General features: G+C 67.3%; 14 protein-coding genes. 6 read left to right on the forward strand and 8 right to left on the reverse strand.

The window, feature by feature from the left end:
• Window positions 1-31: 31 nt before the first annotated feature.
• Genes AC1RHV_RS24290 through AC1RHV_RS24300 form a run of 3 tightly spaced genes read right to left on the reverse strand, consistent with a single transcriptional unit; the run spans window position 32 to window position 2415 of the window.
• Window positions 32-964: a sugar kinase gene (locus tag AC1RHV_RS24290; protein ID WP_460360323.1), complete on the reverse strand. Its 933-nt coding sequence runs from the start codon at window positions 962-964 to the stop codon at window positions 32-34.
• Window positions 957-1607, reverse strand: coding sequence for a bifunctional 4-hydroxy-2-oxoglutarate aldolase/2-dehydro-3-deoxy-phosphogluconate aldolase (locus AC1RHV_RS24295; protein WP_175181116.1), 651 nt, complete (start codon window positions 1605-1607; stop codon window positions 957-959). Before AC1RHV_RS24295 ends, AC1RHV_RS24290 begins: the two co-directional genes overlap by 8 nt.
• A gap of 22 nt (window positions 1608-1629) precedes the next feature.
• Complete coding sequence (locus tag AC1RHV_RS24300; protein WP_175213826.1) at window positions 1630-2415, reverse strand: IclR family transcriptional regulator; 786 nt, start codon at window positions 2413-2415, stop codon at window positions 1630-1632.
• 242 nt (window positions 2416-2657) lie between these two features.
• Between AC1RHV_RS24300 and uvrA the strand changes: the two genes are divergently transcribed.
• The 3 genes from uvrA (at window position 2658) to AC1RHV_RS24315 (ending at window position 10291) form a co-directional block, all read left to right on the forward strand.
• Window positions 2658-8420 (forward strand): excinuclease ABC subunit UvrA, encoded by a 5763-nt coding sequence (gene uvrA / locus AC1RHV_RS24305; RefSeq protein ID WP_492302171.1) that lies wholly within the window; start codon window positions 2658-2660, stop codon window positions 8418-8420.
• Between the two features lie 5 nt (window positions 8421-8425).
• Window positions 8426-9562: an aminodeoxychorismate synthase component I gene (locus AC1RHV_RS24310; protein WP_492302173.1), complete on the forward strand. Its 1137-nt coding sequence runs from the start codon at window positions 8426-8428 to the stop codon at window positions 9560-9562.
• Between the two features lie 96 nt (window positions 9563-9658).
• Complete coding sequence (locus AC1RHV_RS24315) at window positions 9659-10291, forward strand: aminotransferase class IV family protein (protein WP_054457422.1); 633 nt, start codon at window positions 9659-9661, stop codon at window positions 10289-10291.
• On the opposite strand, the gene AC1RHV_RS24320 is transcribed toward AC1RHV_RS24315, so the two are convergent.
• A complete protein-coding gene (locus AC1RHV_RS24320; RefSeq protein ID WP_054457424.1) occupies window positions 10288-11190 on the reverse strand; it encodes a LysR family transcriptional regulator in 903 nt (300 codons plus the stop codon). The two genes, AC1RHV_RS24315 and AC1RHV_RS24320, sit on opposite strands and share 4 nt — an antisense overlap.
• Before the next feature lie 210 nt (window positions 11191-11400).
• Here AC1RHV_RS24320 and AC1RHV_RS24325 point away from each other — a divergent pair, with 210 nt between their 5' ends.
• Genes AC1RHV_RS24325 through AC1RHV_RS24335 form a run of 3 tightly spaced genes read left to right on the forward strand, consistent with a single transcriptional unit; the run spans window position 11401 to window position 13465 of the window.
• Window positions 11401-12660: an aromatic ring-hydroxylating dioxygenase subunit alpha gene (locus AC1RHV_RS24325; protein ID WP_492302175.1), complete on the forward strand. Its 1260-nt coding sequence runs from the start codon at window positions 11401-11403 to the stop codon at window positions 12658-12660.
• Window positions 12661-12662: 2 nt separating this feature from the next.
• Window positions 12663-13136 (forward strand): aromatic-ring-hydroxylating dioxygenase subunit beta, encoded by a 474-nt coding sequence (locus tag AC1RHV_RS24330; protein ID WP_054457426.1) that lies wholly within the window; start codon window positions 12663-12665, stop codon window positions 13134-13136.
• 17 nt (window positions 13137-13153) lie between these two features.
• A complete protein-coding gene (locus tag AC1RHV_RS24335) occupies window positions 13154-13465 on the forward strand; it encodes a non-heme iron oxygenase ferredoxin subunit (protein WP_054457428.1) in 312 nt (103 codons plus the stop codon).
• Window positions 13466-13473: 8 nt separating this feature from the next.
• Here the strand turns inward: AC1RHV_RS24335 and AC1RHV_RS24340 are convergent, their stop codons facing one another.
• From AC1RHV_RS24340 to AC1RHV_RS24355, 4 genes are all read right to left on the reverse strand, one after another.
• Entirely contained in the window at window positions 13474-14304 is an 831-nt protein-coding gene (locus AC1RHV_RS24340) for a tRNA threonylcarbamoyladenosine dehydratase (protein ID WP_125472501.1), read from the reverse strand.
• 784 nt (window positions 14305-15088) lie between these two features.
• Window positions 15089-16528, reverse strand: coding sequence for an efflux transporter outer membrane subunit (locus AC1RHV_RS24345; RefSeq protein ID WP_175159402.1), 1440 nt, complete (start codon window positions 16526-16528; stop codon window positions 15089-15091).
• Window positions 16529-16533: 5 nt separating this feature from the next.
• Entirely contained in the window at window positions 16534-18492 is a 1959-nt protein-coding gene (locus AC1RHV_RS24350; RefSeq protein WP_054457614.1) for a MacB family efflux pump subunit, read from the reverse strand.
• Window position 18493: 1 nt separating this feature from the next.
• Window positions 18494-19681 carry an efflux RND transporter periplasmic adaptor subunit gene (locus AC1RHV_RS24355; protein WP_175181113.1) on the reverse strand — a complete coding sequence of 396 codons (1188 nt, stop codon included), beginning with the start codon at window positions 19679-19681 and terminating at the stop codon, window positions 18494-18496.
• Window positions 19682-19964 lie beyond the last annotated feature (283 nt).

Below are 19964 nucleotides of genomic sequence, written 5' to 3' on the forward strand. Positions count from 1 at the left end.
CGCCCGCACCCGTCCAGCCCCCCTCCTGCAATCAGCCGGCCAGGCTCTTCAGCCGCTCCAGCACCTGTTCCTTGCGCGGCAGCGGATCCACCGCGCCATAGCCCAGCGTGGACAAGGCCGCCGCGGCATTGGCGTAACGCACGGCGTCTTCCCAGGAGTCTCCCAGGCAACGGCGCGCCAACAGGCTGCCGGCGAAGCAGTCGCCCGCGCCGGTCGCGTCCACCGCATCCACGCGCAAGGCGGCCACGGGTACGCGGCGCTGGCCGTCGTCAATGATGGAGCCGTCCTTGCCCAGCTTCAGCACCACCACGCCGGTGGCGCCGGCATCGCGGATCCAGTCCAGCGTGCGTTCCGGATCGTCGTTGCCAGTGAGATGCTGCATATCGTCCATGCTGGGCAGGAACAGGTCGGCCGTGCGCATGGTTTCGCGCAGCACGGCGCGGGCGCGGTCCACCGGCCACAGGCGCAGCCGCAAGTTCGAATCCAGGCTGACCTGGACGCCGGCCGCGTGCGCGCGCTCGATGGCGGCGAACACGGTGTCGCAGGCGCTGGTGCTGATCGCCAGGCTGATGCCCGACACGTGCAGGTAGCGGGCGCGTTCGATCAGGCCCGAGTCCAGGCTGGCCGGCGTCATCAGGCTGGCGGCCGAGCCGCGGCGCAGGTAACTGAAGGCATGGCCGTCGGGGCCGTGCTGAACGAAGTACAAGCCGGTGTGAGCCTGCTCATCCACCTGCACGCCTGACGTATCCACGCCCTCGGTCTGCCACAAGTCCAGGAACTGCTGGCCAAAGGCGTCGTTGCCGACACGCGTCAGATAGGCGCAGCTTGCGCCCTGCCGCGCGGCTGCGATGACGGCGTTGGAGGTGTCGCCGCCAAAGCCCTGCAGATACTGGCGCTGGTCCTGATGCGTCTGGTTCAGTTCGACCAGCGGCTCGCCCAACGCGACGATATCGAAATCAGCCATGGGCGGCCTCCCGGGTGCGAACGATCTGCGCCACCAGCGCGGCGGTGTCGCGGGCAGCGAAGGCCGCCTTGTCATAGAGATTGCTGCCGATGCCGACGATGGCGGCGCCGGCGGCGAAGTACGAGCCCATGTTGTCCTGGGTGACGCCGCCCGTGGGGCAGAAAATGGTATCCGGATACACCGACTTGAGCGCGGCCAGGTGCTTGGGGCCGCCGGTGTCTGCGGGGAATATCTTCACCACGTCCACGCCCGCGCGGCGCGCCGCCAGCACTTCGGTGGGGGTAAAGGCGCCCAGCAGGCAGAGCGCGTCGGCCGCATGCGCCAGGTCGACGATGTCGGTGGCCAGCGCCGGCGACACTAGGAAGTCCGCGCCCGCGACCAAGGCCTCGCGCGCGTGGTGCTCGTCCAGCACCGTGCCCACGCCCAGCAGCAGCGCGCTGCCGTGCTTGTCGCGCAGCGCCCGCAGCAGGTCGGTGACGCCGGGGATGGTCCAGGTCAGTTCCAGCGTGGTGCAGCCGGCGGCCACCGCGACTTCGGCCGCATAGGCGGCGGTGGCGGCGTCCGTGTAGCGCAGCACGGGGACGACCCGGGAGGCCAGGAGGGTGGAGAGCTTGGAGGCAAGAGGGGCAGCGGTTGCGGTCATGGCATTCCTTGGGGGCAGACGGTCAGGCGCCGCCGGGCGATACCGGCAGGACGGCGAGTTTGGCCGCGGCGGCATCGCGCAGCCGCAGCAAGGGTTCGATATAGGCGGCTTGCGGGTCTTCGCGCCGCCGGAACAGCAGGGTACTGACGCTGACGCCCGCGATGGGCCGTCCGGCCGCGTCGCACAAGGCTACGCCGTAGCAGACGATGCCAGCTTCGTTTTCCTCGTCGTCCGTGGCGTAGCCGCGGGCGGCGGCCGCGTCCAGCACGGCGCGCAGTTCGGGCAGGCTGGTCACGGTGCCGGGCATGCGGGCAGTCAGCGGCAATTCGCGCAAGAGGCGTTCCCGCGAGGCTGGATCCAGCGCCGCCAGGTAAGCCTTGCCGACCGCGCTGGAATGCAGCGCCACGCTGGCCCCGACGCGCGAGGCCATGCGCACCGGACCGGGGCTTTCCAGCTTGTCGATATAGGTCATCTCGTGTCCGGCAGGCACGGCCAGGTGCACGGTTTCGCCGGTTTCATCGCGCAGGGCCTGCAGGTCGGGCGCCAGCGCCGCGCGCAGGTCGAACTGCGACCAGGCCCGGCTGGCCAGCGACATCAGGCGCGGCCCCAGGCGGTAGGCGCCGCCGGTTTCGGCCACCATGCCTTGTTCGGCCAGCGCCGCGACGATGCGGTAGACGGTGGGCCGGGGATAGCCGCAGCTGCGCGCCAACGACGCGGCCGTGGGCGGCTGGGGCGCATCCGCCACCGCCTGCAGCACCGTCATGAATTTGGCGAACGCCGCGGCGCCCGGGACCTTGGTTTCCAGCAAGTTTGTCTCCAGCTAATGGCCATATGCCTTTAGCAGTGAATCTGCAGAACGTGCAACGCCGACAGCGCGAATTTCAGACGAATCTGCGATACTGTTTATTTGTACAGCTAGTGAGCTCTTGTTTTGTCCATATATTGGACTCATGACTCACAATATAGTCAATTATTCCATATCGCCGCGCTCGGAACCAGCGATGGGTTGTCGCTCGGGCAGGCCTCTCCCCTCAGGCTACGATACCGTCCATGAGCTCCCAAATTCGCATCGTTGGCGCCCGCCAGAACAATCTCAAGAACCTGGACCTGACCATCGCCACCGGCGAACTCGTCGTCGTGACCGGCGTGTCGGGGTCCGGCAAAAGTTCGCTGGCCTTTGACACCCTGTACGCCGAGGGGCAGCGGCGTTATGTGGAAACTTTCTCGCCCTATGCGCGCCAGTTCCTGGACCGCATGGACAAGCCGCAGGTGGACCGCATCGAAGGCATCCTGCCCGCCATCGCCATCGACCAGACCAATCCGGTGCGCAGCTCGCGCAGCACGGTCGGCACGATGACGGAACTGAACGACCACCTGAAGCTGTTGTTCGCGCGCGGCGCCAAACTGTATTGCCGCGGGTGCGGCAAGGTGGTGCGGCGCGACACGCCGGATTCCGTGTACCACTCGCTGGCCGAACGCGCCGCCGCCGCCGGCGATCCGCGGCTGGTGGTGACTTTTCCCATTGCCGTTCCCGCCAACTTCACCGAAGAGGAAGTGCGCGGCTTCCTGGAGCAGCAGGGCTACACCCGCGTGCACGCCGAGGAAAACGCCGCGCCGCGCACAGCCGCCCCGGCCAAGGGCGCCAAGAAGGCCAAGGCCGCAAAAGGCAGCACTGAATCACGCCGCATCCTGCACGTGGTGCAGGACCGCTTCCGCTTCGCCGGCACCGAACGCGAACGCATCATGGAAGCGCTGGACACGGCGCTGCGCATGGGCGCCGGCCACCTGGCCGTGTACGTCATGGACGCCGAGGGCGGCAACGCCCACATCTGGAAGTACAGCGACCGCCTGCATTGCGCCGACTGCGACATCGAATACACCGATCCCCTGCCCAGCAGCTTCTCGTTCAACTCGCCCCTGGGCGCATGCGAGGCCTGCCGCGGCTTCGGCCGCGTGATCGGCATCGATTTCGGCCTGGTCATTCCGGACGAAAACAAGACCCTGCTGGAAGGCGCCATCAAGCCCTGGACCACGCCGTCGTACAAGGAATGCCAGGACGAACTTCAGAAATACGCGCCCAAGGCCGGCGTGCCGCTGGGCGTGCCCTGGAAAAAGATGAGCGAAGAGCACAAGCGCTGGGTGCTCTATGGCACTCCCGACTGGAAGGGCGGCAACGACGCCTGGAAGCACCAGTGGTATGGCGTGCAGCGCTTCTTCGACTGGCTGGAAACCAAGGCCTACAAGATGCACGTGCGCGTGCTGCTGTCCAAGTACCGCAGCTACACGCCCTGCCCCACCTGCAATGGCGCGCGCCTCAAGCCCGACGCGCTGCTCTGGCGCCTGGGCACCAAGGAAGAAGCCGACACCGTGCTGCAGCCGGAAGACGGCCGCTACAAGCGCTTCATGCCGGTGAGCGCCAACTGGAGCCGCGAGCAGCTCGACAACCTGGGCGGCCTGTCCATCCATGACGTGATGCTGCTGCCCATCGAACGGGTGCGGACCTTCTTCGACACGCTGTCGTTCTCAGGCGCGCTGGACGCCGCCACCGACTTGCTCATGACCGAGGTGCGCGCGCGCCTCAAGTTCCTGTGCGACGTGGGCCTGGGCTACCTGACGCTGGACCGCCAGAGCCGAACGCTTTCTGGCGGCGAAGTGCAGCGCATCAACCTGACCACGGCGCTGGGCACCTCGCTGGTAAACACCCTGTTCGTGCTGGACGAACCCTCCATCGGCCTGCACCCGCGCGACATGCACCGCGTCGTCGAAGTCATGCACCGGCTGCGCAACGCCGGCAACACGCTGGTGGTGGTGGAGCACGATCCGCAGGTCATGGTCGCCGCGGACCGCATCATCGACATCGGCCCCGGCCCCGGCGAACGCGGCGGCCAGATCGTCTTCGACGGCACGCCGTCGCAATTGCGCTCGGCGCGCACGCTGACGGGCGACTACCTGGGCGGCCGCCAGCGCGTGGAAGCGCCGCGCCCCATGCCGGTGGCGGCGAACACGCCGCGCCTGCTGCTGGAAGGCGTCAGCGCGCACAACCTGAAGAACGTCTCCGTCGAGCTGCCGCTGGGCCGCCTGGTCTGCGTGACCGGCGTGTCCGGCTCGGGCAAGTCCACGCTGGTGCAGGACGTGCTCTACCCCGCCCTGCTCAAGCAGAAGGGCAAGCCATCGGAAGCGCCGGGCGCCTTCGAGCGCCTGCTGGGCGCCGAACAGATCGCCGATGTGGTCATGGTGGACCAGACCCCTATCGGCAAGACCGCGCGCTCCAACCCGGCCAGCTACGTGGGCGCGTTCGACGCGATCCGCAAGCTGTTCGCCCAGGCACCGCTGGCGCGCGAGCGCGCCTACACGGCCGGCACGTTCAGCTTCAACGGCGGCGACGGCCGCTGCCCCACCTGCGGCGGCACCGGCTTCGAACACGTGGAAATGCAGTTCCTGTCGGACGTGTACCTGCGCTGCCCGGACTGCGACGGCAAGCGTTTCCGCCCGGAAGTGCTGGAAGTGCGCGTCGAGCATCTGGGCAAGAGCGCGTCCATCGATGAAGTGCTGGAGATGACGGTCAGCGAGGCGCTGGACTTCTTCAAGGGCCTGCGCGACGTGCAGACGGGCCTGGCGCCGCTGGCCGACGTGGGCCTGGAATACGTGCGGCTGGGCCAGCCCGTGCCCACCCTGTCGGGCGGCGAGGCTCAGCGCCTGAAGCTGGCCGGCCACCTGGCCGAAGCCGCACGCAGCGGCATCTCCACCGCCAAGGTCGCCAAGAAGGGCAGCCTGTTCCTGTTCGACGAGCCCACCACCGGCCTGCACTTCGACGATGTGGCGCGACTGATGCGCGCGTTCCGCAAGTTGCTGGCCGCCGGCCACACGCTGCTGGTGATCGAGCACAACCTGGACGTGATCCGCGCGGCGGACTGGCTGATTGACCTGGGCCCCGAAGGCGGCGACGCCGGCGGCCTGGTCATCGGCACCGGCACGCCACAGGACCTGATGGACAACCCCAAGTCGCATACGGGCGCCGCCCTGCGCGACTACGAAGTCAGCATCCTGCCGGCCGACGTGGTGGTAAGCACCGACGCCGACGCGCAGGAAGTCGAGCAGGCCGGCCTGACGGCCCGCATCGCCGAGCCCGGCGAAACCTACAACGCGGACGTCGGCCGCCCATTGCAGTCCCTGATGCGCGAGCGCCGCCAGGCCAATATGGCGATCGAAATCCGCAATGCGCGCGAACACAACCTGAAGAACGTAAGCGTGGAAATCCCGCGCGACAAGTTCACCGTCATCACCGGCGTGTCCGGTTCGGGCAAGTCCACGCTGGCCTTCGACATCCTGTTCAACGAAGGGCAGCGCCGCTACCTGGAATCGCTCAACGCCTACGCCCGCGCCATCGTGCAGCCGGCCGGCAAGCCGGACGTGGACGCCATCTTCGGCATCCCGCCCACGGTCGCCATCGAGCAGCGCACCAGCCGCGGCGGACGCAAGTCCACCGTGGCAACGATGACTGAAATCCATCACTTCCTGCGCCTCTTGTACGTCAAGCTGGGCACGCAATACTGCCCGGATTGCAACGTGGCGGTGGAGCCGCAGAACACTGACCAGATCGTGGCGCGTCTGCTGCGCGAGCACAAGGGCGTGCACATCGGCCTGCTGGCGCCGCTGGTCACGGCCCGCAAGGGTTACTACACGGACCTGGCCAAATGGGCCGGATCCAAGGGCCACTCGCACCTGCGCGTGGACGGCGAGTTCATTCCCGTGGCCCCGTGGCCGCGCCTGGACCGCTACAAGGAACACACCATCGAACTGCCGATCGCGGACGTGGTCGTGGATCCGGCCAACGAGGCCGAGCTGCGCGCGGCGGTCAAGAACGCGCTGGAAAACGGCCAGGGCGTGATGTCCGTGGTCTGGCCTGTGAACAAGCTGCACGAAGCGCTGGACAGCGACCTGCAGCAGCAGCACTTCTCGGTCAAGCGCGCCTGCCCGTCCTGCGGCACCAGCTTCCCCGAACCGGATCCGCGCCTGTTCTCGTACAACTCCAAGCATGGCTGGTGCACGGGCTGCTACGGCACCGGCCTGCAGTTGCAAGGCTTCGATGAAGAGCAGACCGGCGAGGAAACCGCCTGGAACGCGTGGTACGAAGGCGAGGCCAAGGTCTGCACCCAGTGCGATGGCGACCGCCTGAATCGCGTGGCCCGCGCCGTGCGCTGGCGCGACAAGTCCATCGCCGAACTCGCCTCGCTGCCGGTGTCGGACGCACATACCTTCTTCACCGGACTGGTGGCGCGCGGCCGCGAAGGCGAGATCGCCCGCGACATTCTCACGGAAATCCGCGGACGCCTGAACTTCATGCAGGAAGTGGGCCTGAACTACCTGGCGCTGGACCGGGCCGCGCCGACGCTGTCCGGCGGCGAAGCGCAGCGCATCCGCCTGGCCGCGCAGCTGGGCTCCAACCTGCAGGGCGTCTGCTACGTGCTGGACGAGCCGACCATCGGCCTGCATCCGCGCGACAACCGCATCCTGCTGGACGCGCTGGCGCGCCTGGAAGGCAACGGCAACACGCTGGTGGTGGTGGAGCACGACGACGACACCATCCGCCGCGCCTCGCACATCATCGACATCGGTCCGGGCGCGGGCATCCGCGGCGGCCGCGTGGTGGCCCAGGGCAGCGCGCAGGACCTGATCGAAGCGCCCGAATCGGTCACTGGCCGCTACCTGGCCAAGCCCTTGCAGCATCCTCTGCAAGGCCGCCGGCCGGTCGAGGCCGACACGCCCATGATCGAGATCAAGGGTGCGCGGCTGCACAACCTGCGCAGCGTGGACGCGAAGATCCCGGTCGGCCGCCTGAGCGTGGTGACCGGCGTGTCGGGCTCGGGCAAGTCCACGCTGGCGCGCGAAGTGCTGCTGGACAACCTGATGCAGGCCGTGTCGCAAGGCAAGGCGCCGGGCTGGGCCGGCTGCGACAGCATCAAGGGCTGGGAAGCCATCGACCGCGTGCTGGAAGTGGACCAGACCCCTATCGGCAAAACGCCGCGCTCCTGCCCGGCCACCTACGTGGGTTTCTGGGACGACGTGCGCAAGCAGTTCGCCGACACCCGGGAATCGCGCATGCGCGGCTGGACCGCGGCGCGCTTCTCGTTCAACACCGGCGACGGCCGCTGCCCGATCTGCGAAGGCCAGGGCATGCGCACCATCGAGATGAACTTCCTGCCGGACGTGAAGGTGCCTTGCGACGCCTGCAACGGCGCGCGCTTCAACAACGACACCCTCAGCGTGCAGATGCGCGGCAAGAACGCCGGCGAACTGCTGGCCATGGAAGTGGACGACGCCATCGGCTACTTCGCCGCGCATCCCAAGATCCATCGTCCCCTGCAGCTGATGCAGGACGTGGGTCTGGGCTACCTGACGCTGGGGCAGCCCTCCCCCACGCTGTCAGGCGGCGAAGCACAGCGCATCAAGCTGGTGACCGAGCTGTCCAAGGCCCGTCTCACCGACGGTCTGATCAAGACCGGCCGCGCCTCGCGCATCCCGCATACGCTGTACGTGCTGGACGAGCCCACCGTCGGCCTGTCGATGGCCGATGTGGAAAAGCTGATCCACGTGCTGCACCGGCTGGTGGAAGCCGGCAATACTGTGGTGGTGATCGAGCACAACCTGGACGTGATCGCCGAAGCCGACTGGCTGCTGGACCTGGGCCCCGAAGGCGGCACGGGCGGCGGCAAGCTGGTGGGCGAAGGCTCGCCCGAACACGTCATGACCCTGAGCGACCATTCCCATACCGGGCGGGTCCTGAAGGAATTCCTGGCACATCAACAGCAGTAAGAAGCATGGAATGTCGCTTTGAAGACCGGCTGGCCGGCCGCGCGCTGCGATTCGAGGGCTTGTGCTCGCGGATCGAGGCGCGCTGCGCCGCCGAGGTCGCCCCGGCCCTGGCCGCCATCGAGGCGCAGCGACGGCAGGGGCGCTGGATCGCCCTGTTGCTGGACTACGAACTGGGCGAATGGCTGTTGCCCGAAGCCGCATTGGCGCCGCCCGCCGGCCCCTGGACGCCGCCGCGCGACGACGGCAGGCCACGCCTGACGGCGCTTGCATTCGAAAGCAAGCACGACGAAGCGCCCTGGGACGCGCCGGATGCAGACAGCGCGCCGGCCGCCATCAGCCTGCCCGCGCCGCGCATGACCGAGGTCGACTACGTGCGCCAGATCGAAGCCATCCGCGGCCTGATCGGCGACGGCGAGCTGTATCAGGTGAACTACACCCAGCCGCTGGACCTGCAATTCCAGGGCGACGCGGCCACCCTGTACCGGCGCATCGCCGCCCGCAACCCAGTGGCGCACGGCGCGTTCATCCAGGACGGCGAACGCACGGTGCTGTCGTTTTCGCCCGAACTGTTCGTGCGCCGCGACGGCCCGCGCCTGACCACGCGCCCGATGAAGGGCACGGCCCCGCGCGACCCCGATCCGACCGAGGACGAACGGCTGGGCCAGGCGCTGCTGGCCAGCGAAAAAAACCGCGCCGAAAACCTGATGATCGTGGACCTGCTGCGCAACGATCTGGGCCGGCTGGCCGAGCCGGGCTCGGTGCGGGTCGACGCGCTGTTCTCGCTGGAGCGCTATCCCACCGTCTGGACCATGACGTCCACAGTGTCGGCGCTGGCGCCGCACGCCTCGCTGGAAGAGGTGCTGTGCGCGCTGTTTCCCTGCGGCTCCATTACCGGCGCCCCCAAGGTCGCGGCCATGCGCCGCATCCGCCAGATGGAAACAGCGCCGCGCGGCCTGTATTGTGGCAGCATCGGCTGGCTGGCGCCGGACGGCGACTTCTCGCTGAACGTCGCCATCCGCACCCTGGTGCTGGACCACGCCGGCCACGGCATCTATAGCGTGGGCGGCGGCATCGTGCACGATTCCGACCCGGCCGAGGAATGGCAGGAATGCCATTGGAAGGCCCGGATCTTGCGGGCCTGAGGCCACAGTCCGGATGTCCGGCGCCCCTGCGCGCCGGCCGCCATCGGTAGTAGGATAGAGCGCGGCCGCAGCGCGCCTTTACGCCAGGAGAGTCCCATGCAACCCGAACTGATCGAGACCATCCTGGTCGATGCCGAACGACGCGTGCCGCTGCTGGGGCGCCACCTCAAGCGTCTGGAAGCGTCCTGCAAGGCCCTGGGCTACGGCTGGGGAGGCCGGGCCGTCGAAGCCGACATCATGATCACCGCGCTGGGCCTGGCCACGCCGGGGCCGCACCGGCTGCGCCTGCTGGTGGCGCGCGACGGCAGCCGCAACATCCAGACCGCGCCGCTGCCGCCCCTGCAACCCGCACAGGAAGCCATGCTGGCGCCCGAAGCGCTGCGTTCATCCGAACCGCTGCTGCGCTACAAGACCACCTACCGCCCCTGGTACACCAAGACCATCGAATGGCTGCCATCGCATCCGCACATCTTCGATCTGCTCTACCTGAATGAGCGCGGCGAACTCTGCGAAGGCAGCCGCAGCAACGTTTATCTGCGCCTGGATGGCGACTGGTACACGCCGCCCGTGGACAGCGGCTGCCTGCCCGGCGTGCAGCGCGCCGAACTGCTCGAAACAGGCAAGGTGGAAGAACGCGTCCTGACCCTGGCCGACCTGCATGCCGCCGAGGAAATCCGCCTGTCCAATGCGCTGCGCGGCTGGTTTCCGGTAACGCTGCGCGACACTTAATCCGCAAACTCGTCGACCACCACCTGCCGCAGCCACTGGTTGGCGGGCTCTCGGTGGTTGCGGGCATGCCAGAACACGTTGATGACGGACTCCGGGATCTTCACCGGACAGGGCGCGGTTGCCAGGCCGAACGGACCGCAGGCGCAGTCGGCAAAGCGCTGCGGCACCACGGCGATCATGTCGGTGGCGGCCAGCACCGGCCCCACCGCAATGAAGTGCGGCACCGTCAGGCGCAGGCGCCGCCGGATGCCGGCCTGCCCTATCACCTGGTCGACCACGCCGTGGCCCGTGCCTTCCGAGGCGATGGCCACGTGCTCGGCCGCGCGGAACTGCCGCGCCGAGACCCCGGTGCGCGCCAGCGGATGGTCGCGGCGGAAGATGCACACATATGGCTGGCGGAACAGCAGCCGCTGGAAGAAGCCGCTCTTCAAATCGGGCAGGAAGCCCATGGCCAGATCGATGCGGCCGCGCTCCATCTCGTCCTTCACGTCGATCGAGGTGGTGCGCACGGTGCGCACCGTGACGCCGGGCGCGGCGCGGTCCAGGGCGCGCATCAGCCGCGGCAGGAAATAGGTCTCGCCCACGTCGTTCACGCCGATCACGAAGGCACGACCGCTATGCGCGGGGTCGAACGCGGCGCGCGCGTTCAGGGTGCTGTGCAGCGCCTCCAGCGCGGCGGCGATGGGCTGCGCCAGATCCTGCGCGTAGGGCGTGGGCACCATGCCGCGCGAGGTCCGCAGGAATAGCTCGTCGCCCAACAGCTTGCGCAACCGGCCCAGCGCATTGCTGACGCCCGGCTGCGAGATGCCCAGGCTCTCGGCCACGGCCGACACCCGGCCGTGCTTGCGCAGTTCGTTGAAGACGACCAGCAGGTTCAGGTCCACGTCTTGCAGGTTCATGGGCTGTCTCCACCAATATTGATTCTGGTGATTTATCTCATCAAGCAGATTCTATTTATTTATTTCACCTTCTGCCCGATGATGCAAAAAACGCCAGCGCCCATGCCGCGCCGGCTCTGCTGGATCGCGCCCGCGGTCCGCCGAACCAAGGAGACACGCCATGCGTACCTGTACGCTGTCCGCCGCCGCGCCCTGTCGCCGGAGCGGATCATGAACGCCCCCGAGCGGCCCATCCAATTCGCCCCGCGCTGGCAGGACGACGGATCCCACCGCATCCCCTTCGGCGTCTACACCGACGCCGCCCTGCATCAGCGCGAAATGGAGCGGTTCTTCTACCGCGCGCACTGGAGCTACGTGGGCCTGGAAGCCGAGATCCCGAACCCGGGCGACTTCAAGCGCACTGCGGTGGGCGAACGCTCTGTCATCTTGCTGCGCGACAACGACGGCCAGGTGCGCGTGGTGGAAAACGTGTGCGCCCACCGCGGCGTGCAGTTCTGCCGCGAACGTTCGGGCAACCGCAGCGAATTCGTCTGTCCGTACCACCAGTGGAACTACGACCTGCAGGGCAATCTGATCGGCGTGCCGTTCCGCCGCGGCGTCAAGCAGGACGGCAAGGTCAACGGCGGCATGCCGCCCGACTTCAACCCGCAAGAGCACGGCCTGACCAAGCTGGCCGTGGCCTGCCGCAACGGTGTGGTGTTCGCCTCGTTCGACCACGACGTCGAGCCGCTGGAGGATTATCTGGGGCCGGACATCCTGCATTACTTCGACCGCGTCTTCGACGGCCGCGAACTGGTGATCCACGGCTACAGCCGCCAGCGCATCCCCGGCAACTGGAAGCTGATGCAGGAAAACATCAAGGATCCGTATCATCCGGGCCTGCTGCACACCTGGTTCGTCACCTTCGGCCTGTGGCGGGCCGACAACCGCTCCGAGCTGAAGATGGACCGGCATTTGCGCCACGCCGCCATGATCTCGACGCGCGGCCAGGGCGGCAAGGGCAGCGTGACCAGCGGCGTGTCCAGCTTCAAGGAGCAGATGTCGCTGAACGACGACCGCTTTCTCGACATCGTGCCGGAGCCCTGGTGGAACGGCCCCACCGCCGTGCTGATGACGCTGTTTCCCAGCGTCATCATCCAGCAGCAGGTGAACTCGCTGTCCACGCGCCACATCCAGCCGGTGGGCCACGACGCCTTCGACTTCGTCTGGACGCACTTCGGTTTCGCCGACGACACGCCCGAGATGACGCGCCGCCGGCTGCGCCAGGCCAATCTGTTCGGCCCGGCGGGCTTCGTGTCGGCGGACGACGGCGAGGTCATCGAGTTCTCGCAATCCGGCTTCGAACAGAAGCCCTGGCACCGCAGCGTGGCGGAACTGGGCGGCAAGACCGCCGAAAACACCGACCACATGGTCACGGAAACGCTGATCCGCGGCATGTACGCGTATTGGCGTCGGGTCATGGAGGCCTGACGATGCTGGACTTTCCGCTCTACTACCAACTGACCTGCCTGTACAACGACTACGCCGCCGCGCTGGACGCGGAACAATGGGAAAAGTGGCCCGAGTTTTTCCTGGAAGACTGCGTGTACAAGGTGCTGCCGCGCGAGAACCACGAGCGCGGCTATCCGCTGGCAACCATGTCCTTCGAAAGCCGCGGCATGCTGAAGGACCGCATCTACGGCGCCACCGACACCATCTTCCACGATCCCTACTACCAGCGCCACGTGGTGGGCGCGCCGCGAGTGCTGTCGGTACAGGGCGACCGCATCGAGTCCGAGGCCAACTACGCCGTGTTCCGCACCAAGCCCAGCCAACTGACCACGGTGTTCAACGTGGGCCGTTATCTGGACGTGGTCCGGCGCGGCCCCGACGGGCTCAAGTTCGAATCGCGGCTCTGCATCTTCGACAGCGAGCTGGTGCCGAATTCGCTTATCTACCCCATTTGAGAAAGGACACGACAGCAATGAGCACGCAATGGATCAAGGCCATCGCGCGGGACGAGGTGCCTGAAGACGACGTCATCGCCGTGCAGGCCGGCGGCCGCGAGATCGCGCTGTATGGCGTGGACGGCGAGGTCTACGCCACCGCCAATCTCTGTACGCACGGCAATGCGCGGCTGTGCGACGGCTTTCTAGAGGGGCATGAGATCGAATGTCCGCTGCATCAGGGGCGCTTCGACGTGCGCGACGGGCGCGCGCTCTGTTCGCCGCTGCGCGAGAACATTGCCGCCTATCCGGTCAGGATCGAGGACGGCGTGGTGTTCGTGGCGTTGTAGCGTCTTTGTCAGACCGCGAGGCGCAGCGCCTCGTTGGCGGCCGCCATGCCCATGGCGGCCGTGACGGTCACGACCGAGCCATAGCCGGCGCAGGACAGGCCTTGCGGCGCCAGGGTCTGGCCCGAAGCGCCCATGTCGTCCTCGCCTTCCGTGGGGCGAGTCCAGGCGTCGGGCAGGATGGCGGGCTGGTCGAACCATAGGGCATGGATGCCCATCTTCGGCACGCGCTTCAGTGCTTTGCCGTTCTGATCGGAAGCTCGCGGAAAGCCGTGTTCGCGGCGCAGCTTGTTGCGCAGCTTGGACAACAGTGCATCGTTGACCGCAGCCGACAGGTCGCCGGCGCGCAGCGCCAGCGGATCGGTCTTGCCTCCAGCGCCGCCGCACAACAGCATGGGCACGCCGACTTCGCGCGCATGCAGGATCATCGCGATCTTCGCCGCGGCCTGGTCGGTGCAGTCGATGATGACCGAATACGGGCCGGGCAGGACCTGGGCGACGTTCTCGGGCGAAACGAAGTCATCCACCCGCGTCAGCCGGCATTCCGGATTGATCGCCAGCACGCGCTCGGCCATGGCATCGACCTTGGACTGGCCCAGCGTCTCGGTCAAGGCGTGGATCTGCCGATTGACGTTGGATTCGGCGATGTGGTCCAGGTCGATGAGCGTCAACGCGCCGACCCCGCAGCGCGCCAGGGCTTCGACGGTCCAGGAACCCACGCCGCCCAGGCCTGCTATTGCCACATGGGCGTTGCGCAGGCGGGTCGGGGCTTCGGGGCCGTAGAGGCGGGAAAGACTGCCGAAGCGGCGGTCGAGGTCGGCTTGGGGTTCTGGGGTGTTCATGAGGGCGTATTTTATTGCAGGCGGGTGTTAGGGGACGGGTGCTGGTTCTTGAGACGCCTGGCACGGCGGCGCCCGGGGTGGCGCGGGGCAACGATTGCGGTCCGGAGCGTTCGCTCCGGACTTCCCCTGCGTCATCCTCGTCACCGCCTCCGGCGGTTCCTTCGGATTCCCTCGGGCTTATCGACGCCCCGCGCCACCCCAGGCGCCGCCGCGCCAGGCTCTGCTGATTGAATCTTGCCGGTCGCTGGGACGGGTGGTGTGCTTGGCGTTCTTCTCCCCGACGAGGAAGAGAGAAAGATCTTGCGGGGACGCCAAAGACGGCCGCGCGGGCGGCCTTCTTTGGCATATGGTTGCAGTCAGTTGTACGGATGGCGCTGCGCGCGGGTGCAGGCATGCACTCATATGCAATCCGTCGCCCAGCAACGATTCCTGCTCAAGCGCAGATCATCATCAGCGCACAGCGGCATCACCAATCGCAAGACGCCGCGTAAGCCCCAAAAGGCCGCCCGGGCGGCCGGCCTGGGGCGGGCCCCGCAAGACCATCGCCCAACCCCCACCGTCGGCGAGAATCCTACGAAGACCAGGCACCCCAGCTGACGCCAAGTTTCAAAAGCGGAGTCTGGCGCGTCGGTGCGCTGGGGCGCGCGGGGCGTCGATAAGCCCGAGGGAATCGGAAGGGAAGGCCGAAGGCCTGGACGACGATGACGACGGGGAAGTCCGGAGCGAACGCTCCGGACCGCAATCGTTGCCCCGCGCGCCCCAGCGCACCGACGCGCCAGACGGATTAAGAACCCGCCGCTGCGCCAGCAGCAGACTCAGCAGCACCACCGCCAACAACATCATCCCCCCCGAGCGCCTGATAAACCGTCACCTGATTCACCAACCGATTCAACATATTCTCATCCCGAGAAACCTCAGCCACCCGCCGCTTCTCCTGCGCGTCCAGCCAGTCCTTCAACGGCACCGCCCCCGCCCGGTAGCGCACTTCGTACAGACGCTCGGCCTCGCGCGCCGCGCGCAGAGACGCGTCCAGCTGCTCTGCCTGCAAGCGCAGTTGCGTGCGATTGGACAGCGCGTTTTCCACGTCCGCCATCGCCTGGTACAGCGCCTGCCGGAAATTCACCACCCGCTCTTCGTAGTCGGCCTTGGAGATCTTGATGTTGAGCTGCATCTGGTTCCATTGCAGGAACGGCAGCGTCAGCGCCGCCCCCAGCGAGCCCACCGGGTTCTTCAGGACATCGGACAACGTGGGGCTCGAACTTCCCAAGGCGCCGGTCAGCGTCAACGGCGGGTAGAAGCTGGCGCGGGTTGCGTCGACGGTGGACAGGGACTGGCGCAGGCGCAGCTCGGCGGCGCGCAAGTCGGGACGGCGGCCCAGCAAGTCGGCCGGCACGCCGGCGCGCGCTTGCGGCAAGGGATAGCCCGGCAATCGCGCCGGGTCGGCCATCATGCGGTCCGGCGGGCCGTCGAACAGGATGGTCAGGGCGTTGGCGTATTCCACCCGTTGCTGCACCAGCAGCGTATGAGCGGCTTCCTGGCTGGCCACGGTCTGTTCAGCCTCGGCCATTTCCAGCGCCGACGCGCCGCCCGCCGCGTATTGGGCGCGCACCAGGTCCTGCGTCCTGCGTGCGTACGCGATGCTCTCGGCGCTGCTGGCAATGCGCTGGTTGATGAAGGCGGTCTGCCAGTACAGCGTGGCCGTGGTGCCCACCAGGGACAGCGCGGCACTCTGGCGGTCCTGCTCGGTCGCGAGCGCATCCCACTGCGCCGCGTCGCGCTGGCTGGACAGCTTGCCCCACAGGTCCACTTCGTAGCTGACAGTCAACTCCGCCGCGTTGGTCCGAGAGATCGCGCGATCGCCGTACAGATTGCGGTTGCGCGTCACATTGGCGTTGCCGCCCAGTTGCGGCAGCAGCTTGTCCTCGGTGATTCCAGCCTGGTACTGCGCCCGGCGCACGCGGATCGCGGCGGCGGCCAGGTTGTTGTTGCGCGCCAGCGCGGCGTCGACCAGGCCGTTGAGCGTCGGGTCGTTGAAATTGCGCCACCACTGGCCGCCATCGGCCAGCGGCCCGGCCTGGAAGTCGCCTGCGGGCGCATGGGTCCAGGCGGCTGGAATGGACGTCAGCGGCGGCTCGTAGTCGGTGTGCAGCAGGCTGCCGCAACCGGCCAGGGCCAGCAGCAGCGCCAGGGCGGCAGGTTTGCAGATCAGGGAAACCGCTTTCATCTTCCTCATTCCCGGGCCAGGGCCTCGACGGGATCCAGGCGCGCGGCATTGCGCGCCGGCAAATAGCCAAAAAGCACACCGATCAGCGTCGAGCAGCTGAACGCCGCCACCATCGATGTCGTGGAATAGATCATCTGGAACGACCCGCCCGTGGCCTTGGACACCAGCACGCCCAGCCCCAGGGACAGCACGATGCCGATGGCGCCGCCTATCAGGCACACCAGCACCGCTTCGATCAGGAACTGCTGCATGATGTCGCTGCGCCGCGCCCCCACCGCCATGCGCACGCCGATCTCGCGGGTGCGCTCGGTCACCGACACCAGCATGATGTTCATGACGCCGATGCCGCCCACCATCAGCGAGATCAAGGCAATCATGGACACCAGCAGCGTCATGGTGGCGGTGGTGCGTTCGATGGTCTTGCGGATCGCGTCCGTGTTGAACACGAAGAAATCCTTGGTCACGTGGCGCCGCGTCAGCACGCGCACGATGGCCTGCTCCGCCGCGGCGGGCGGCGAGGCGTCATTGACGCGCACCGTGATGCTTTTCAGATGCTGCTGGCCCAGCACGCGCGACAGCGCCGTGGTGTAGGGGACCCATACGTTCAACGAATCATTGCTGCCGAAGACGGTTTCCTTCTTTTGCGTCACCCCGATCACGCGCGCCGGCATCGACCCCAGGAATACCACCTGCCCGATGGGCTCGGTATGCGAGCCGAACAGCTTGCGCCGGGTGGCGTCATCGATCACCACTTCCTGCGCACGCCGCAGCACGCTGGTCTCGTCGAAGAACTTGCCCTGGGCCAGCTTGATGGCGCGCACGCGGAAATATTGCTCGCCCACGCCCTGGATCACGCCGGTCACCGACACGTTGCGATAGCGCAGCGTGTTGCTGGTGGAGACTTCCGGCGTAACGCTGTCCACATAGGATTCGCGCGCCAGGGCGTCGGCGTCGGCCGGCACCAGGGTGCGGATATTGACGGCCTTCTCGTCGCCGAAGTCCTTGCCCGGAAAGATCTCCACCGTGTTGGTGCCGATCTCGCTGATGTCGTCCAGGATCTTGCGGCGCGAGCCTTCGCCCAGCGCCACCACCGACACCACGGCCGCGATGCCGATGATGATGCCCAGCATCGTCAGCGAGGTGCGCAGCCGGTGCGCATTCATCGCCAGCAACGCCATGCGCAAAGCCTCGCGGCAACGGTCCAGGTAGGCCTGCCACACAGGCCGCGCGGCCAGCGCCGGCGCATCTTCCTTGACGCGTTCGCGCCGCGGCGCGTCGGGATTGCGCTTGTCGGCGACGATCTCGCCGTCGCTGATCTCGATGATGCGCTGGGCGTGGCGCGCCACATTCATATCGTGCGTGACGATGATGATGGTGTGGCCGGCCGCGTTCAGTTCTTCCAGGATGCGCAGCACTTCCTGGCCGGTGTGCGTATCCAGCGCGCCGGTCGGCTCGTCGGCCAGGATGATGTCGCCGCCGTTCATCAGCGCCCGCGCGATGCTGACGCGCTGCTGCTGGCCGCCGGACAGTTGGCCGGGCCGGTGCCCGGACCTGTCGCCCAATCCCAGCCGCTTGAGCAGTTCATCGGCGCGTTCCAGGCGCGCCTCGCGCCGCTTGCCGGCGTAGACGGCCGGCACCTCGACGTTGCCCTGCGCGGTCAGATCGGACAGCAGGTGGTAGCGCTGGAAGATGAAGCCGAAGTGCTCGCGGCGCAGCTCGGCCAGTTCGTCCGGGTCCAGCTCGCCCGTGCTGCGCCCGTCGACCCGGTACTCGCCGCGGGTGGGGCGATCCAGGCAGCCCAGGATGTTCATGAGCGTGGACTTGCCCGACCCGGACGCACCCACGATCGCCACCATCTCGCCGGCCTCGATAGCCAGGTTGACGTCCTTCAGCACCGCGATGGTCTGTTCGCCCGCGGGAAACTCGCGGCGCACGCCCGTAAGCGATATCAAAGGCCCGCTCATGTCAGGCCCCCGGCGCAGCCGCGGCCGGCGCGGCATCCGCCGACACGACGCGCTCGCCCACCTCCAGCCCTTCCAGCACCTGCGCCTGGACGTTGTTGTTCATGCCTATCCTGACCTGGCGCGTTTCGGTCTTGTTGTCCTTCAGGACCACGCGCACGGCGTAGCGGCCGTCCTCGCCGCGCTTGCCCAGCGCCGAGGCCGGCACCACGACCGTGTTCTTGGCCTCGCCCAGCACGATGAAGACCTGGGCGGTCATGGAGATGCGCAGCTTCTCGTCCGGATTGGGCACGTCGAACAGGCCGTTGTAGTAGACGGCGGCGGTGGTGGAGCTGCCGCTGGTCGATCCGGTAAGCGAAGACGCCGCGTCGTCCTTCTGCACGGAATCCGGCGCCGGCTCCACGGCGCGCAGGGCGGCGCGGTAACGCTCGTCGGGTTCGCCCAGGATGGTGAAGTACACCGGCAGGCCGGGCTTCACGCGGGTCACGTCGGCTTCCGAGATCTGCGCCTTGATGGTCATGGTGTCCACCTGGGCCACCTTGATGATGGTGGGCGCGCTCTGGATCGAGTTGACGGTCTGGCCTTCCTTGGTCACCACCGCGACCACCATGCCGTCGATGGGCGAGACGATGCGCGTATAGCCCAGGTTGACCCGGGCGGTGTCGACCTGGATCTCGGCCTGCGCGATCTGCGCCTCCAGCGAGGCGATTTCGGCGCGGGTCACGCCCAGCGTAGCCTCGGCGCTCTCGTAGGCCTCGCGCGAACTGGCGTCGGCCGCCAGCATCTGCCGCTGACGGCGGAAGGCCAGCTCGGCCTGCTTCAGCGTGGCGACCTTGGCGGCCCGCTCGGCGCGCCGGGTCTGCAAGGCGGCCTCGGCGTTGCGCAGCTCGTTCTGCTGGGTCATGTCGTCGATCTCGGCGACCAACTGGCCCTTTTTGACGCGGTCGCCCAGCGCCACCTTCAGGGATTTGAGCTGGCCGGTAGCCTGGGCGCCGACGCTGACGCGTTCGATGGCGTCGATGGTGCCGCTGGCCAGCACGCTGTCTTCAAGGTCGGCCCGGGTGACCTCGGCCACCGCGAAAGTAGGCGGCGGCGGCGCGGAAAAGAATGCGGCGCGCACGCCGAACCCGGCTAAAAGCAGAAAAACGGCGATCAGGGCGTAGCGCTTGAACTTGCTGCGAGACTTTTTCATTGAACCTGTCGGATGTGGCGCTGGAAATCGAGCCAGCGCCGGTATTGCGAATTGCGGACCGGACAAGGGGAGGCTTGCCCACGCTGCCTGCACATCCTAAACGTCTAGTGCGTCCGAACCATCGACGATCTGTGGCGAAACGGTGAAAAACAGTAAAGCGGAACGGAACGTCAAGGTCCGCGTGATTGTTCCGTTGCATGAACGATACAACGCTTTGTCCGTCCCCCACGCAAGCCCTCGCACGCAGATGCGGCGAACGTGCCGCCATCTTGCGCCATAAGCA

The organism is Achromobacter sp. GW823-FHT04E03 (genome assembly GCF_058796095.1).